General features: G+C 46.8%; 16 protein-coding genes. 9 read left to right on the forward strand and 7 right to left on the reverse strand.

What is annotated here, in order from left to right; translation table 11 throughout:
- Positions 1 to 8: 8 nt before the first annotated feature.
- Together gap and T456_RS0115745 are read right to left on the reverse strand one after the other, a co-directional pair.
- Positions 9 to 1034 (reverse strand): type I glyceraldehyde-3-phosphate dehydrogenase, encoded by a 1026-nt coding sequence (gene gap, locus T456_RS0115740; protein WP_024866971.1) that lies wholly within the window; start codon positions 1032 to 1034, stop codon positions 9 to 11.
- 118 nt (positions 1035 to 1152) lie between these two features.
- Entirely contained in the window at positions 1153 to 2514 is a 1362-nt protein-coding gene (locus T456_RS0115745; protein ID WP_024866972.1) for an MATE family efflux transporter, read from the reverse strand.
- A 110-nt stretch (positions 2515 to 2624) separates the two neighbouring features.
- Here T456_RS0115745 and T456_RS0115750 point away from each other — a divergent pair, with 110 nt between their 5' ends.
- From T456_RS0115750 to T456_RS0115790, 9 genes are all read left to right on the forward strand, one after another.
- The gene (locus tag T456_RS0115750; protein ID WP_024866973.1) at positions 2625 to 3449 is read left to right on the forward strand and encodes a histidinol-phosphatase HisJ family protein; all 825 of its coding nucleotides are present in this window, start codon (positions 2625 to 2627) and stop codon (positions 3447 to 3449) included.
- A 94-nt stretch (positions 3450 to 3543) separates the two neighbouring features.
- Entirely contained in the window at positions 3544 to 4284 is a 741-nt protein-coding gene (locus tag T456_RS0115755; RefSeq protein WP_024866974.1) for a GGDEF domain-containing protein, read from the forward strand.
- Positions 4285 to 4288: 4 nt separating this feature from the next.
- Positions 4289 to 5308 carry a transglutaminase-like domain-containing protein gene (locus T456_RS0115760; RefSeq protein ID WP_024866975.1) on the forward strand — a complete coding sequence of 340 codons (1020 nt, stop codon included), beginning with the start codon at positions 4289 to 4291 and terminating at the stop codon, positions 5306 to 5308.
- A 21-nt stretch (positions 5309 to 5329) separates the two neighbouring features.
- Complete coding sequence (locus T456_RS0115765) at positions 5330 to 6385, forward strand: type II secretion system F family protein (RefSeq protein ID WP_024866976.1); 1056 nt, start codon at positions 5330 to 5332, stop codon at positions 6383 to 6385.
- Between the two features lie 12 nt (positions 6386 to 6397).
- Positions 6398 to 6730 (forward strand): hypothetical protein, encoded by a 333-nt coding sequence (locus T456_RS0115770; RefSeq protein WP_024866977.1) that lies wholly within the window; start codon positions 6398 to 6400, stop codon positions 6728 to 6730.
- A 3-nt stretch (positions 6731 to 6733) separates the two neighbouring features.
- Complete coding sequence (locus tag T456_RS0115775) at positions 6734 to 7228, forward strand: DUF4860 domain-containing protein (RefSeq protein ID WP_024866978.1); 495 nt, start codon at positions 6734 to 6736, stop codon at positions 7226 to 7228.
- 2 nt (positions 7229 to 7230) lie between these two features.
- On the forward strand, positions 7231 to 7776 hold the full coding sequence (locus T456_RS0115780; protein WP_024866979.1) for a hypothetical protein: 546 nt from the start codon (positions 7231 to 7233) through the stop codon (positions 7774 to 7776).
- Position 7777: 1 nt separating this feature from the next.
- Complete coding sequence (locus tag T456_RS0115785; RefSeq protein ID WP_024866980.1) at positions 7778 to 8182, forward strand: hypothetical protein; 405 nt, start codon at positions 7778 to 7780, stop codon at positions 8180 to 8182.
- A gap of 181 nt (positions 8183 to 8363) precedes the next feature.
- The gene (locus tag T456_RS0115790; protein WP_022764589.1) at positions 8364 to 8726 is read left to right on the forward strand and encodes a response regulator; all 363 of its coding nucleotides are present in this window, start codon (positions 8364 to 8366) and stop codon (positions 8724 to 8726) included.
- Positions 8727 to 8834: 108 nt separating this feature from the next.
- On the opposite strand, the gene T456_RS0115795 is transcribed toward T456_RS0115790, so the two are convergent.
- From T456_RS0115795 to T456_RS0115815, 5 genes are all read right to left on the reverse strand, one after another.
- Positions 8835 to 9647, reverse strand: a complete 813-nt coding sequence (locus T456_RS0115795; RefSeq protein ID WP_024866981.1) for a nitroreductase family protein — start codon at positions 9645 to 9647, stop codon at positions 8835 to 8837.
- A 153-nt stretch (positions 9648 to 9800) separates the two neighbouring features.
- On the reverse strand, positions 9801 to 11411 hold the full coding sequence (locus T456_RS0115800; RefSeq protein WP_081749122.1) for an Mbeg1-like protein: 1611 nt from the start codon (positions 11409 to 11411) through the stop codon (positions 9801 to 9803).
- 10 nt (positions 11412 to 11421) lie between these two features.
- Entirely contained in the window at positions 11422 to 13359 is a 1938-nt protein-coding gene (locus tag T456_RS0115805; protein ID WP_024866983.1) for an ABC transporter ATP-binding protein, read from the reverse strand.
- Positions 13360 to 13374: 15 nt separating this feature from the next.
- Positions 13375 to 15123: an ABC transporter ATP-binding protein gene (locus T456_RS0115810; protein WP_024866984.1), complete on the reverse strand. Its 1749-nt coding sequence runs from the start codon at positions 15121 to 15123 to the stop codon at positions 13375 to 13377.
- Entirely contained in the window at positions 15123 to 16613 is a 1491-nt protein-coding gene (locus T456_RS0115815; protein ID WP_024866985.1) for a GGDEF domain-containing protein, read from the reverse strand. Before T456_RS0115815 ends, T456_RS0115810 begins: the two co-directional genes overlap by 1 nt.
- Position 16614 lies beyond the last annotated feature (1 nt).

The following is a 16614-nucleotide window of genomic DNA, read 5'->3' on the forward strand; positions in this document are numbered from 1 at the left end:
CGGGGTGATTACTTAACAAACTTCTCAAAATACTTAATTGTTCTAACCATCTGTGATGTGTATGAGTTCTCGTTGTCATACCATGAAACAACCTGAACCTCATAGAGATCATCAGAAACCTTTGTAACCATGGTCTGTGTTGCATCGAACAGTGAACCATATGTCATTCCAACGATATCGGAAGAAACGATCTCATCCTCGTTGTAACCGAAGGTCTCAGGATCAGAAGCCTTCTTCATAGCCTCGTTAACAGACTCCTTTGTAACCTCTGTAGCTGACTTAACAACTGCGAAGAGAAGTGTTGTTGAACCTGTGGGAACAGGTACTCTCTGAGCAGCGCCGATGAGCTTGCCGTTAAGCTCAGGGATAACAAGGCCGATAGCCTTTGCAGCGCCTGTTGAGTTAGGAACGATGTTAACAGCACCGGCACGTGCTCTTCTAAGGTCGCCCTTTCTCTGAGGTCCATCAAGGATCATCTGATCGCCTGTGTAAGCATGGATTGTTGCCATGATACCGGACTGGATAGGTGCATAGTCGTTAAGAGCCTTAGCCATAGGTGCAAGGCAGTTTGTTGTGCAGGATGCAGCTGAGATGATGTTGTCATCTGCTGTAAGTGTCTCGTGGTTAACGTTATATACGATTGTAGGAAGATCATTTCCTGCAGGAGCAGAAATAACAACCTTCTTAGCACCAGCGTTGATATGAGCCTGAGCCTTGTCCTTAGATGTGTAGAAACCTGTACACTCAAGAACAACGTCTACACCGATCTCGCCCCAAGGAAGGTTATTAGCATCAGCTTCCTTGTAGATTGTGATCTTCTTTCCGTTTACTGTGATGGAATCATCATCGAAAGATACCTTGTCAGCATATTTGTACTTGCCCTGTGAAGAATCATACTTCAAAAGGTGAGCAAGCATCTTGGGTGCTGTAAGATCGTTGATAGCTACGATCTCTGTTCCCTCATGCTCAAACATCTGTCTGAATGCAAGACGACCGATACGGCCAAAACCATTGATTGCTACTTTTACTGCCATTTTAAGTTCCTCCTAAAATGAATTTAATAAATAGGTTGCTGTTCCTATATCATCTGAATTGATAATAAATTATCAGCAACATCTATTCTAATAGACTTTTGCCCTAAGCGCAAGCTTTTTATGGTTTTTTCGTGTTCCAAAATGCCATTCTTATAAGGAAAAGAATTCCCCTTACACAAAGCTCCGAAGCCATGGCGATCCACGCTCCCACAAGCCCGTATTTTGCCCCCAGAAACGCCGCAAGAGGTATCCTTACAACCCACACGCTGAGAAGATTCAGAACGCTGGACATCATGGTCTCACCGGCTCCCCTGAACACGCCGGCCGCCACAATTGATGCCCCGTAGAAGGGCTCCGCAAAGGCCTCAATCCTCAGTATCCTTGTACCAAGGCCTCTTATCTGAAGGTCCGGGGAAAGGATCCCTATCATCACCGGTGCAAAGACGTACATCAGCGCTCCGCTAAGCCCCATCACCAGCATTCCAAGCCCCGTGGCGAACCACCCCAGCTTTTTTCCCAGGTCCTTTCTTTTTGCTCCGATGCACTGCCCCACGATGGTAGTGGCGGCTACGCCGATTCCAAATCCCGGCATATAGCAAAGGCTCTCTGCTGTTATGGCAAAAGAGTTGGCGGCTATTGCGATGGTTCCGAAGGGCGAAACGATCCTTGTGAAGGCCACATAGGCAAAGCCCATGATCATGCTGTCGATGGCCACGGGCACGGCGATCTTTAAGGAAACCGGTATCTCTTTTGCAGCAAAATCCTTAAAGCTCTGACGCTCACTCTTTTCCCGGTCAGTAAGATGGAGGTATTCGGACTTCACCAGAAGGTGCCACATCATCACAGCCGTGATGACCGCCTTGGCAAGAGAGGTTCCAAGGGCTGCACCGGCAACCCCCAGCCTTGGGATCAGCAGGAAGTTGAAAACCACATCAAGGGCGCACATCACCACGTTAAGGACGCTTGGAAGCCTGATATTGCCGCTGGACTGGATCATTCCCTGGGACACTAAAAGCAGCTGCTGTACCGGGATAGTAAGGGCATATATAAGGAAGTAAGCCGTTGCATCCCTTCTTATCTCAGGCGCTCCGCCCATGACAGAGGGCAGGTAAATGCTGTAGGCCGCAGTCGCCATCGTCAGAAGTAAGCTGAACAAAAATGCGCACAGCGTTCCCCACCTTACGATGTTCCTTGCTCCCCCGTCGTCCTTTGCTCCTATCTTGTGGGCAACCCGCACGGAAAAGCCCATTCCCGCCGCGGTCACAACTCCGTTCACCAGCCAGGTGGTGCTGGAGACAAGGCCGATGGATGCCGAGGCATCGGGTCCCAGCCTTCCAACCATTGATGCGTCTATGTACTGCATTATTACCGATGAAATCTGTGCAAGGATCGCCGGAAAACTAAGCCGTGCGATAAGTATGATCTGCTGCCGCAGGGACAGCTCTTCCCCGTTTCTGATGGCCCGTAATGGGTCTGTCATATATATTCCTCCCGATGCACGGTGCATCCTTTTATTCTTTTAAAATCCGCGTTGCCGTTATATTATATCATTGTACAAAATCAAATCAATGAAAATACAGGAGACGTCAAATGCCCATACTCGCAGACTTTCATATGCACACCCACCACTCCGGTGACAGCCAGGCTCCCATGGAGGACATGGTAAAAAGAGCCATCGAAAAAGGCCTTACACAGATATGCTTTACGGAGCATCAGGACCTTGATTATCCGGAACTTCCCGGGAATCCGAAGGATCTTTTTACATTGGATACCGACCCCTACCGGGATGAAGTGCTCTCCATGAAGGAGAAATACTCAGGGAAAATAGACATCGGCTTTGGCGTTGAGCTTGGGTTGCAGCTTGAGGACACCTTAAGGAAGAACCGGGAGTACATGTCGAAGTACGACTTTGATTTCGTCATCGGCTCCATACATCTTCTTGACAGGGAGGACTTCTATTATGAGAGCGTATGGGAAGGCCGCAGCATAAGCGACATGTACAGAAGATGCTTTGAGAGTACCCTTGAGAATATCACTGAGTTTACAGACTTCGATGTTCTGGGGCATCTTGACTACATCACAAGATATGCGCCGGACAAGGGGGCTTCCTACCGCCCTGAGGATTATGCCGATATCATAGATGCGATCCTTTTGAAACTTATAAAGGACGGCAAGGGACTTGATGTGAATTCCAAGGTTCTTTTTACCAATCCTGAGGGAAATCCCAATCCGCACCCCTATATTCTTAAGAGATTTAATGAACTGGGAGGCAGGATCATCACCTTCGGCTCCGACGCCCACTTTGCGGACCAGGTGGCCTGCGGCTTTGAACGGACAAGGCAGATGGCCCTTGATGCAGGCTTTACCGAGTACTATACCTTTAAAGGCAGAAAACCCTCCGCCCACAAACTGTAACTTAAATTATCTTTATCAGTTCACTAAAATATAGTAAAATAGTTTCATAAATCCGATTATGCAAATGTCGGATGACCTTCTGCGGAGGCGTTTTATGAAACCCGAGTTTTACGACAAGAGCAAACGTGCAAACGTTTATAATACCATCTATATTTACAAGATCATTTCCCTGGTACTGCTGGTCATCTTTACCGTGATCCTTGCAGTGCTGTTCCATAAGGACAAGGCCAAATACAAGGAATTCAGTCAGGCAGACACTCCTGCATTCTTTGTGGTTGTGGCCGCGTGCCTTGTACTCTTTGTAATAAGCATCATCCTGGACTTCTATATATTAAGAAGGACCGCTTCCATCGGGCGTCGCCTTAATAAGCTGGCCTTCATTGACAAGCTCACCGGGCTTCCCAACAGATACAGCTGCGATCTTCTCATTAACAGCTTTTCTGCTCCCGAGAGGCTTCAAAATGCCGGATTTTTCCTGATGCAGATTGCGAATCTTTCCTCCATCAACAGCGAAAACGGCCACGACAACGGCAACTGGCTCATCTCTGAATTCTGCACCATCCTTGAGGATGTCAGCGCCGACTACGGCTACGCCGGAAGAAACGGTGGAAACGAATTTATCGTTCTTATTGAAAACTGCGACAGCACTGCTGCCGATATGTTCCTTTTAGACCTCACCAAGAGAATACATGGTTACAATGAAATGAATGTCGGTTCACCTCTTGAGGTTGCCTATGCCCGGGCTCTTAACTGCGATGAACACAAGGACAAGATCTCTGATCTTGTATCCCAGGGTTACCGCAAACTCAGAGAATCTCCTCAGGTTCTTTCGTAAATCTATGGCTGGAAAACAAATCGGTAACATCCTGAAAACTGCATATTCTCTTGCATCCGTTGCAGTTGCCGGCGCTTTGCTGACAGCTCTTGTCGGCTGCGGCGAAACTGTGCCTTCGGTAAGCACCTCTCCCGTAAAATCTGCTCCCGCAGCTGTTAAGCAGCAGGAGGAGGAAGAGGACGATGCTCCCAAGGTAAAGGGCAGCCGTGACAATGTGCCGGTATGTCTTGTTCCCGAGGCCACAGGCGAGGATGTCTATGAGAACGAATATGCACATCTCGATGCTTCCAACATATCTGAGGGCTACATCATTATCCGCTACACCGGCTCCTGTCCGAAGGTAAAGCTCCAGATAACAGGCCCCAATTCCATCACCTACACCTACAATCTTATAGTCGAAACTCCCACGGATGAGGTATTCCCTCTCCAGTCGGGAAACGGCGAATATATCGTAAACGTCTTTGAGAACATTGAGGGCACCCAGTATTCACAGGCCTTCTCCCAGCTTCTTGACGTTAACATCACCAACGAATTCTCACCTTTCCTCTACCCCAACCAGTATGTGACTTTCTCAAGCTCCAGCCTGGCGGTAAAGAAAGGAGAAGAACTGGCCTTTAGCTGCAACAACGATCTTGAGGTTGTTTCAGCCGTATACAACTTTATGATAAAGAACATTTCCTACGACCACGAGGAAGCTGAAACCGTTCAAAGCGGATATCTTCCCGACGTCGACGAGGTGCTCACCACCAGGACCGGCATATGCCTTGACTACTCGGCCCTTATGGTCACCATGTTAAGGAGCCAGCGCATCCCCACCAGAATGGAGATCGGATACGCCGGAACAGCCTATCACGCATGGCTTTCCACCTATATCGAGGACATCGGCTGGGTCAACGGAATGATAGAATTCGACGGAAAAGAATGGTCACTTATGGACCCCACTTTCGCATCCAACACAGAAGATAAATCCCTTAAGGATTTCATCGGAGACGGTTCAAACTACTCTGTTAAATACATTTACTGATATACAGCAAACGGAGGGATCATGGGCAAGATAACAAAAACATCCAAATTAAGCAGTTACGAGATTTCCAGTTTCTGCCGCCAGATGGCGCTGCTTATGAAAGCAGGCATCGATCCCGGCAGCGGCGTGGACATCCTTGAAGAGGACACAAAGGACCCCAAAGGAAAAGCTCTTTTGCAGTCCTTAAGCCAAGTGCTCCATAGCGGGGAAAAATTCCATACTGCTCTTAGCATGACCGAAGCCTTCCCGGACTATGTGATCCACATGGTCACCATCGGTGAGGAATCCGGAAACATGGACACCGTTATGGAATCCCTGGCGGATTACTATGACCGTGAAGAGAACATCGAATCCAATATCAAGAGCGCCGTAAGCTATCCTCTTATCATGGTGCTGATGATGCTGGTTGTTGTTATGGTGCTCATTACCAAGGTACTTCCCATCTTCCAGCAGGTCTTTTCCCAGCTTGGAACCAGCATGAGCGGCTTTGCCCAGTCCCTGCTCAATTTAGGAAATGCCCTTAACCGCTACTCCATCGTGCTGATCGTGATCCTTGTGCTGTTTGCAGCTTGCTTCTTCTATTTCAGCGCAACCGACAGCGGCAAGGCCAGATTCAAACTCTTGATGCACAAGTTCCCCGCCACCAAGAAACTCATGCAGGAGCTGGAGACGGAGCGCTTTGCCAGCGGTATGGTCCTTACTCTTTCCAGTGGTATGGATACCTTCGAGGGTCTGTCCCTGGTAAAGAATCTTGTTACAACAGATGCTATGAAAGAGAAAATAGAAAGTTGCAGAAACATGCTTCTTGACGGAGACAGTTTCCCGGAAGCCCTGGGAAAGTCACAGCTCTTTTCCTCCTTCTATTCACAGATGGTGGATGTCGGATTTAAGTCCGGCTCCATGGATCAGGCAATGAAGCAGGTTTCAGAGAGGATCGAAAAAGATACGGAGCGCAGGATCTACTCCCTTATCTCGGTCCTTGAACCCACCCTTGTTATCATCCTCTCACTTATAGTGGGAATGATCCTTCTTTCGGTAATTCTTCCGCTTATGGGAATCATGACAACCATCGGCTGATGAGGTTTATATATGAGCAACAGATTTGACAACAACAGGACTTTTTCCATTCCTGACAGAGTTTACAAGTTAATATCCATTGCCATATTCCTGTGCATTGCAGTGGTCTTCATCGTAGCTGTTGACAGGCTCGGAAAGGGACAGATCGAGAAACAGCAGGAGTCCCTTGAAAGCGCCATTGCAAGGGACATTGTCCAGTGCTATGCCATCGAGGGCCAGTACCCTCCCACCCTGGAATACATGGAAGATCACTACGGACTGGTCTACGACAAGGATACCTTCTTTGTGGATTATCAGCCCATTGCAGCCAACCTTTACCCGGACTACACAGTTATTCGGAGGTAACCCATGAATACCCGTTCTCAAAACAAACATATAATAGATGCGGTATTCGTTATCTGCCTGGCGCTTCTGTTTGTATTGTCCGCTCTCTCAGTAATTGCCATCGGTGCCGACATCTACAAGAAAAATGTATCGGCCATGGAGAGCAATAACGACCGGAGGATCGCCACTGCCTACGTCACAGAGAAAGTACGGCAGGCCGATGTTAACGGAGCTGTCTATGCCCGCGAGATTTTCGATCACAATGCTCTCATCCTTCAGGAAGAGATAAACGGCCAGCTTTACGATACTTACATCTACGAATACGAAGGAGCTCTGATGGAGCTTTTTGCCCGGGACGATCTGGAGGTCTTCTATCCCCAGTCCGGTCAGAAGATCATGAACATACTCTCCTTTGATATCGAAGAAATTACGGAACATGTACTTAGCGTCGACATAACCCTTATGGACGGAAGCACCGACCACCTTTACATAACCAAGAGGAGCGAAGAAGGCGGCTGATAATGAACGAACGCAGTAATTCCAAATTAAGCCTCTTTTTAATGGAGCTCATAATTGCCATCATGTTTTTCTCCCTTTCCGCAGCAGTGTGCGTAAGGCTTTTTGTGTCTGCCCACACTATGGCCGAAAGTACGGAGTCTATTAATAATGCCACCATCTGGACCCAGAATCTGGCTGAAGCCTTCACCGGAGAAAAGGGTGATCTGTCGGAAATATCGCATCTCTTCCCGGAGGCTTACGTCATCTCCGAATCAGAGACGGAAGGCACTCTTATCCTCTTCTTTGACGATAAATGGGAGCTTATGTCAGGGCAGCCCTCCGACGCAGCTTACGAGGCCATTCTTGAGGTCACAAGACAAGACGCTGCCGATGTTTACAGCGACGTTAACACCTATGGCACAGAAATAACGGGAAAAGCAGCAGTTGGAAAAATAGCTGTAATGAAAACCGGATCATCTGCCGATATAGTATCTGTTATCCCCGATGACGGTGCGGACGTGATCCTCCTTACTGCTGTTGATACTTATCTTGGAAAGGAGGGACAGTGATATGAACACTCATAAATCCCAGGGCGCTCATGTAGGAAGTGCCTCAATCCTTCTGATATTCACTGTTCTGGCCATAGTTTCCTTCGCGGCACTGGCCATGGTCAACTCCAAGGCGGACTACAACCTAAGCAGCAACCTTCAGGAGAGGCAAAAGAGCTATTACGAGGCCTGTCATAAGGGAAACGCATTTGTGGCAGCTGTAAATTCAGGCTATGACAATAATGCCGAAGATGGTATAATGAAGGAAAGTATACCAATTACCGATAATCAATCTCTCGATATTGCGATTATGCTAAATAGTTCAAACAGCATATCCAATTCAGACAATAACAACGGAATCATCAAATGGCAGATAGTTACACACAGCAATTTCGACTACGATACTAATCTTCCGGTCATTCCGTAATTATCACGATTTTAAAACAATTTTCGAGGGACTTTATCAAATTTTAATTATTTGTATAACGATTTAACACGCACAAACAGTATTTAGGTGGTACAATAGATTATGTACCAAATAAATAAAATCTAAGAAAGAATTTGCTTTATTTTTACAGGCAACTAAAAATACTTATTGGAGGTTCAATATGGGAAAAAGAATACTCATTACTGATGACGCCGCTTTCATGCGCATGATGCTCAAGGATATCCTTTCCAAGAACGGATATGAGATTGCCGGCGAAGCAGAGAACGGAAAAGTCGCAATCGAGAAGTATAATGAGTTGAAACCCGACCTTGTAACTCTTGATATCACAATGCCCGAGCTTGATGGTATCGGAGCCTTGAAGGGAATCAAGGCTGCAGATCCTAATGCGGTTTGCATCATGTGTTCTGCTATGGGTCAGCAGGCAATGGTTATTGAATCTATTCAGGCCGGCGCCAAGGACTTCATCGTTAAGCCTTTCCAGGCTGACCGTGTTCTTGAGGCGGTTAAAAAAGCTATCGGCTGATCGGCTCTGTATTGCAGAAATATCAAAGGCTGCTGCACTTTCAACAGTGCAGCAGCCTTTTTATTGTGCAGTCTGTGTAATTGTTAATCTGCAGCAGCTCCTGTCCTATCAGAATGTATAGGTGGCTACGTAATCCATTCCCTCGGGAACAGTGATATCGGGAGCGTCCAGTATAAGCTCCGGCTTCTTACCCTCAGAGAGCATCTGGGTCTCGAAGTTGTACATCGCAATTCCCATATCTATCTTCTGAAGATCATAGTCAGGTGTGATATAACCCTTGTCGTGTTTCTCAAAGAACATAGCACTGTGCTCATCGATAACGACTCTCCAGGGCTGTTTATTTACAGCGGAAGGAGCAAATCTGACAGCCTCAAGGTCATCAAAAAGACCGTTTTCCTTGGCATATTTCTCATCCAGGGGCTTTCCGAAATTGCCGATGCAGAAGAGCTCTTCAAACTTCATTCTCCAGTCAGCCTTAACGCCCTTTCTCATCAGGTTCTCTTTGATGGACATCTTGGCTGTGATTCCAAGAGGGCTTACACAGGGCATAACCTCACCCTCCTGAAGGCATGAAGCCTTCTCAAACTTCTCCCTTGGCATTGTTCCGCCGATCCACACAGTTCCAAGCCCCAGCTCATGGGCTTTCATCAGGAGCTTCTGGAAACTGTAGCCGTAGGCTTCTTCCATATGCTCACCCTTTGCTACAACAGCGCTCACATAGCACTTCTCACCTGTAAGTACAGGGCTTGAAAGATCGTTTTCCTTAGCATCAAGAAAAATGAATCTAACCTTGATCCCGTAGGGGTTTGTGATATCCTCCGCAAATGTCTTAAGCTCATCAAGCACCTTGGGATCAACACCCTTGCCGTCAAAGCTTCTTACACTTCTTCTTGTCTTAACAAGATCCATAAAATTTGCCATTTTGATCATCCTCTTCTTATGGAGAAATCTCCATCTGTTTTCTTTTGCATCATTAAATTGTTTGCAATCTTATTATATATGCTTTTTGGCAAAAATCAACCCTGATGACATTCTGCCACAGCTTTCAGTTTGTCAGCCGGCTGACCGGAATCATCACTTCTTTTTTCTCCTGTCTCTTAACATCTTCAGAGTCTCAAAAATGGCATCTATAAGCAGCAGATATCCGCATGAGAGCATATACCAGCTGTTCTCGATATCCGGTGTGATAAGGATATAGGCTCCGAGGATCAGGGTAACAATACCCTCAAAGGAATATCGAAACCTCTCAAATATCTTGTTATTGTAGATCCTGAAATTGATCAGGTTCTGATATGCCAGCGTAAGGAACGCCACTCCCAGAAGCATACTGGATACTATAAAAAGAGCCCCGTCCTTTACCACAACAGCCGATGACAGAACCCACAGCACAATGCACATGATAACTCTGGGCCTTTCCTTCTTAAAGTTCCAGCCTGAATTTCTAAGGTACTTTACCGTAAGCACCACCTCATATATACAGATAAAAAGAAGCAGCAAAAACACCACCGATTCCATGGCAAAATCCGGGAAAGCAAAGCACAGCGCGCAAAGAAGAAGTGACAGTGCTATCCTGATTATCTGCTTTCTGTTAATAAGCCCCCACAGACGGACAAATATCCTTCTGTTGTCGTCATCTTCTTTCTTGATCTTCCTGGCCTTGTTCTTAATATCCAGAGCATCGTTCCCCGCCATGTTCATAAGCAGGTTTTCAAACACAGATGGCCCCTGGGCCGCAAATTCCCTGATGGTCTCAGCTCCGGTCTCAGACATGGAATTAAACAGGCTGTCTATGAAATTCTCCCTGGCAGGAAGGTCCATCCCTTCCACAAATCTGTCTATAAGAACCGTGATAAGATGGCTCTCCGGTGCATGATCCGAGCATGTAACAGGCCCTGAGGGGCCAATAAGCCAGCTCTGCATATTATGCTGCAAAAGAGCCTTCGAGGAACTGCGGACGATTATGCTCTCTCCTGCAGGCGGTTCGAATATCCTTCCTATTATGGAGTACTCCGGTGTGATCTTGGTAATGCGGCTCAGTATGCTGTAGATATATGATTTATCCAGCACCTCATCGCAAAAGCCCGGTCCGTCGTTGACGTAGACTCTTACCAGTTTATCTTTTTCCTCATTCTCCAGATGCGCCGCACTGTAAAGTGCCAGGTGAGCGCCCTTGGAATGGCCGCAGATAAAGACCTTGCCTTCCGCTTCCTTTACATGCTTTTGGGCGTACTCATAGGCCAGATCCTGGGAGGGCACTCTGGTGTAGCTGATCATGAAATCCTCTTTCCATCCAATTATGGTGGAGTCCGTTCCCCTGAAAGCTATCACCGTGGTTCCGTCGTCCAATATATAAGTAACAGCTGCAAACTGCCTGTCCTGGCTGTCATAGATATCCTTGAAATCCTTAAGGACCACATCTCCGAACCTCTTGGATTCCGCGCAGGCCCTGGCAAATTCATCATCCTCTTTTACCGAACCTGCCCGAGTGTTCTTAAGCTTATTTACCTCATCAAGCCGTGTAATGGCCTCATTTAAAGACATACTCTGCCCATCGGAAAGAATCGGCTTATAATCCACATACACAAGCTCCGACAGAACCAGATTATCTTCAATTTTGAATTCCCGTTCACTGAAGTTCAAATCCCCTCTCCAGCGAACATAATCCGTCAAATGAGACTGTGCCATTTTTGTAACCTCATGCGGTTTCGGATTTCATGCCGGTGTAGAGCTGGTAGTACTTCTGCTTCTTCGCAATGAGCTCTTCGTGAGTACCCTGCTCTATGATGCGTCCCTGCTCAAGAACAATGATGCAGTCACTGTTCCTGACTGTTGAAAGCCTGTGAGCAATAACGAAGGTAGTCCTTCCCTTCATAAGCCTGTCCATACCGTCCTGAACTATCTTCTCGGTTCTGGTATCGATAGAGGATGTCGCCTCATCCAGGATGAGTACTGGAGGATCCGCAATAGCTGCTCTCGCAATGGCAAGGAGCTGTCTCTGGCCCTGGGATAAGTTGGAGCCGTCTCCTGTCAGCATGGTATTGTAGCCTTCCGGAAGTCTCTTGATAAAGCTGTGGGCATTGGCCAGCTTTGCTGCTGCCTTTACCTCTTCATCCGTGGCATCAAGTTTGCCGTAGCGTATATTCTCCATAACCGTTCCTGTAAAGAGATGCGTATCCTGAAGAACAATTCCAAGAGAGCGTCTAAGGTCAGCCTTCTTGATCTTGTTGATATTGATATTGTCATATCTGATCTTACCGTCCTGGATATCGTAGAACCGGTTGATAAGATTTGTGATGGTGGTCTTGCCGGCACCGGTGGAGCCTACAAAGGCAATCTTCTGTCCGGGCTTAGCGTGAAGCACGATATCGTGAAGAACCATCTTGTCATCGGTATATCCAAAGTCTACGCCGTTAAAGGTAACATCGCCCTCCATGGGCTGGTAGGTGGTGGTATCAGTAGCCTTGTGATAATGCTTCCAGGCCCAGTGTCCCGTGTGATGGTCCGCCTCGACAATCTCGCCGTCCTTCTTTTCGCTGTTCACCAGCATTACATATCCCTCATCGGTCTCAGGCTTCTCGTCAAGAAGTTTGAAGATACGCTCCGCTCCGGCGAGGGCCATGATGATGGAGTTAAACTGCATGCTGACCTGGTTGATGGGCATGGAGAAGCTTCTGTTGAAGGTAAGGAAGCTTGCAAGGGCACCTACGGTAATTGCTATCATGGCATTGCCTGAAAGAGCCATTGCTCCGCCTATGATGGCGCAGATAACATAGCTGGTATTGCCAAGCTGAGCATTGATGGGACCAAGGGCTCCGGAGTATGCGTTAGCCTTAAAGGCACTCTGGAACAGTTCCTCGTTCAACTCATCAAATCTGGCAATGTTCTCATCCTCATGGTTGAACACCTTTACCACTTTCTGTCCGGTCATCATCTCCTCAATGAAACCGTTGATGGCACCAAGGTTCTTCTGCTGAGCCACAAAGTTTTTTCCCGAAGAGGCTGTAGCCTTGGCCGAGCAGAACAGCATTACCGCCACCATGAAAAGCGTAACTCCCGTAAGGGGAAGGCTGAGAGCAATCATGGATGCCAGCACGGAAACTATGGTGATGGCACTGTTTAAAAGCTGAGGAATACTCTGGCTTATCATCTGGCGAAGAGTATCAATGTCGTTGGTGTAGATCGACATGATATCGCCGTGGGCGTGAGTGTCGAAATATTTGATGGGAAGGCTCTCCATATGAGTAAAGAGCTCTTCTCTAAGCCGCCTTAAGGTTCCCTGATTGATGAATACCATGGTCCTTTGCTGCACAAACGCAGCAACAACGCCAAGAGCATAGAACAGAGCCACCCTTCCCATGGCCCTCAGCAAAGGTCCGTAATCAGTGCTTCCGCTGTCAAGCATCGGCTGAATGTAGGAATCGATAAGAGTCCTGGTGAAAAGAGTTCCCTGCACGCTGGAAAGTACCGTAACAACTATACATATCGCTACCGTTATCATGTGCAGCGGATAAAATTTAAACACATACCCCATAATGCGCTTAAAAAGCCCCATGGGGTTCTCTATCTTGGGCCTTGGCATCCCTCGTCTGGCTCCGCCTCTGGGTCCGCCCTGCATTTGTCTGTTGTCTGCCATTATTATCTCCTTTTCTTACGCCGGAGCGTCAAAGTCCGCATCACCTGAAGCACCGGTCTGGGACTCGTAAACTTCTCTGTAAATATCGTTGCTCTCAAGCAGCTCTTCGTGGCTTCCAAAGCCGTTGACCTGGCCGTCATCCATAACGATGATCCTGTCGCAGTTCTGGACCGAGCTGATTCTCTGGGCTATGATGAGCTTGGTGGTTCCGGGGATTTCCTCGGCAAAAGCCTTTCTTATCTTGGCATCCGTAGCTGTATCAACAGCACTGGTGGAATCATCAAGGATCAGTATCCTGGGCTTCTTAAGAAGGGCCCTTGCGATACAGAGTCTCTGCCTCTGTCCGCCGGAAACATTGGTTCCTCCCTGCTCTATCACGGTGTTGTAGCCATCGGGCATCTTCTCTATGAACTCATCTGCGCAGGCCATCCTGCATACTCTCTTGCAGTCCTCCTCGGTGGCATTTTCATCGCCCCATCTTAAGTTATCCAGAATAGTTCCGGAGAAAAGCACATTCTTTTGCAGAACAACCGAAACCTGGTCTCTCAAGACTTCCATACTGTAATTGCGAACGTCGATTCCGCCGACCTTAACCGAGCCTCTGCTAACGTCATAAAGCCTGCTGATAAGATTCACCAGCGATGATTTCGCAGAACCGGTTCCACCTATGATTCCGATGGTCTCACCGGACTTAATTTCAAGACAGATATCCTTAAGTACAGGCTCATCCGAATCCCTGTTGTAGGAGAAATTTACGTGGTCAAAAATGATGCTTCCGTCCGGCACTTCCATGATGGGATCATCAGGATCCACAAGATCTGCCTTCTCGTCAATGACCTCGGCAATACGTTTGCCGCTGGCCTGGGCCATGGTTATCATTATAAAGAGCATAGCCAGCATCATAAGGCTCATAAGTATGTTCATACAATAGGTCAAAAGACTCATCAGATTACCGGTAGTCAGCTCACCGCCCACGATAAGGTGTGCGCCAAACCAGCTGATAAGAAGGATGCAGGTGTATACCGTACCGGTCATGATGGGGCTCACAAAGACCACATTCATCTCGGCTTTTACAAACATGTTGTAAATATTAAGAGCTGCCTTTTTAAACTTGTTGTTCTCATAGTCCTCACGAACATAGGCCTTTACAACTCTGATGGCAGATACGTTCTCCTGAACGCTCTCATTGAGTTCGTCGTATTTCTCAAACACTTGCTTGAAGTATCTGGTTACCTTACCCATCAAAAGAACTGTTATAAGGGACAAAAATGCCACAGCAATAAGGTAAATGCTGGCAAGTTTGGGACTTATGATAAAGGACATGATCATGGCTACGATCATGGAAGAAGGTGCTCTCATGGCCATTCTCAGGATAACCATGTAAGCATTCTGAACGTTTGATACATCTGTCGTAAGTCTTGTAACCAGTCCTGATGTAGAGAATTTATCGATATTTGAAAAGGAGAAGGTCTGAATGTTATCAAACATTGCCTTTCTTAAGTTTCTGGCAAATCCTGCAGAAGCCTTTGCACCGAAGTATGCTCCTCCAAGTCCGGCCAGAAGTCCCAGTATGGCAATGACGATCATCATTCCGCCAATCTCAAAAATGAAGGTCATGTCGCCGCCGTAGATTCCTCGGTCAACGATCCTGGCCATCAGTATAGGTATTATCATCTCACAGATTACTTCACCGATCATACATATCGGAGTAAGTATCGAAGGAAGCTTGAATTCCTTAACCTGCGATAAAAGTGTCTTTAACATTATATTCCTCCAAGTTCACCAATGTTGTTTTTTATAAGATCCTGTGGATCTTCAGCGCTCATTACTCTGTCAGCGCCCATTTTAACCGCCAGTTTCCTGCTCTCTTCACCGCTGCATACAGCAAGGATGGGGATATGGTTGAAACGCTCCCGCTCCTTGACATACTTAAGAACAAGTATCCCGACATCAGTACCATCCCTCATCTCAACGACGATAAGTCTTACGTTTTCCTCATACTGACTTATGCAGCTTATCACTTCATCGTCGTTTCCGCCGTAAAAGACATGGAATCTGTTCTTTTCTTCCTTTGATATAAAGTCGCGCTCATTCTCTTTAAGAGACGATGCAACTACCATCATGGGAAGATCATCCTCACTATTATTATAAACAACCCAGGAAGTGCAGCGGTTCTTGCCGGCCATCTTGGATTTGTAAAGTGCGTCATCCGCCATTCTGAACAGTTCTTCTCTGCTGTGGCCGCCCTCATCTATAATAACACCTATACTCAGTGAAAAAGGCTCGCTGTTGCCTATATAAAAATCCGTGAGCATCATCTGAACAGATCTGCACCTTAGCTCCACCAGCTGCGAGTCTTTCATTCCCGGCAAAAACACAACAAACTCGTCGCCGCCGAATCTTCCGATAATATCCGTCGGCCTGAAGTTTTCCAGAAGGAGTTTGCCTATATGTTCAAGGAGCAGGTCTCCTCCGTTATGTCCAAGGCTGTCATTGACCTGCTTAAAACTGTCAACGTCAATTATACACATGGCACAGGGGTTAGTTCCTCTGTTCTCTTCCAAATAGCTGTCCATCTCTTCAAGAAGCGCACCCTTGTTGTAAACATGAGTGAGCTTATCCACCGAGCTGTAGCGCCTTAGTTCAACCATGGCAAGTCCCTGCTTGCTTCTTACTCCGAGGATGATCCTTCCAACCAGCTGCGATAGTATAAATGCTGCGATCACGGTATAAAAATCCCTGGAAAACATTATCGGATCCTTAAAGAACCATGATATAGCCGCATATACAGCGATCAGAAACAATTCTTCAATCACATATTTATAAAGCCTGTCTATAAAAAGCACAGGAAAGATCATCAGAAGAAGCGGCAGCCATCTGGTGTGATTGGTGATATTCGAAAACATCTCTATAAGAATAAAGCTCATTCCCACCAGAAAGTAAAAAAGCAGACATACTGTAGCTGTTTGCACAGTAGATATTGAGCCTCGCTTCCTGATAAGGGCATTGATAAAGAAATATGCGATCAGCATAACAGCCATCAGTATGTGTCCCAATGTCACATTAAATCCCGGGATACAGGTGACGGCAAAAAAAAGCATACAGACAAAGACGATAGAAGTATACATACATGATCTTCTGAGCATGTACAGATTACTTCTGTCTATCTCCACTGCACACTTTTTGAAATAGAGCTTGATCTCATCAATCTCTTTTTTGTTTTGTTTCAGATATTCCTTAAGTGTTTTCAGCATA

It is taken from the genome of Butyrivibrio sp. FCS014 (assembly GCF_000526935.1).
GTDB lineage: Bacteria > Bacillota > Clostridia > Lachnospirales > Lachnospiraceae > Butyrivibrio.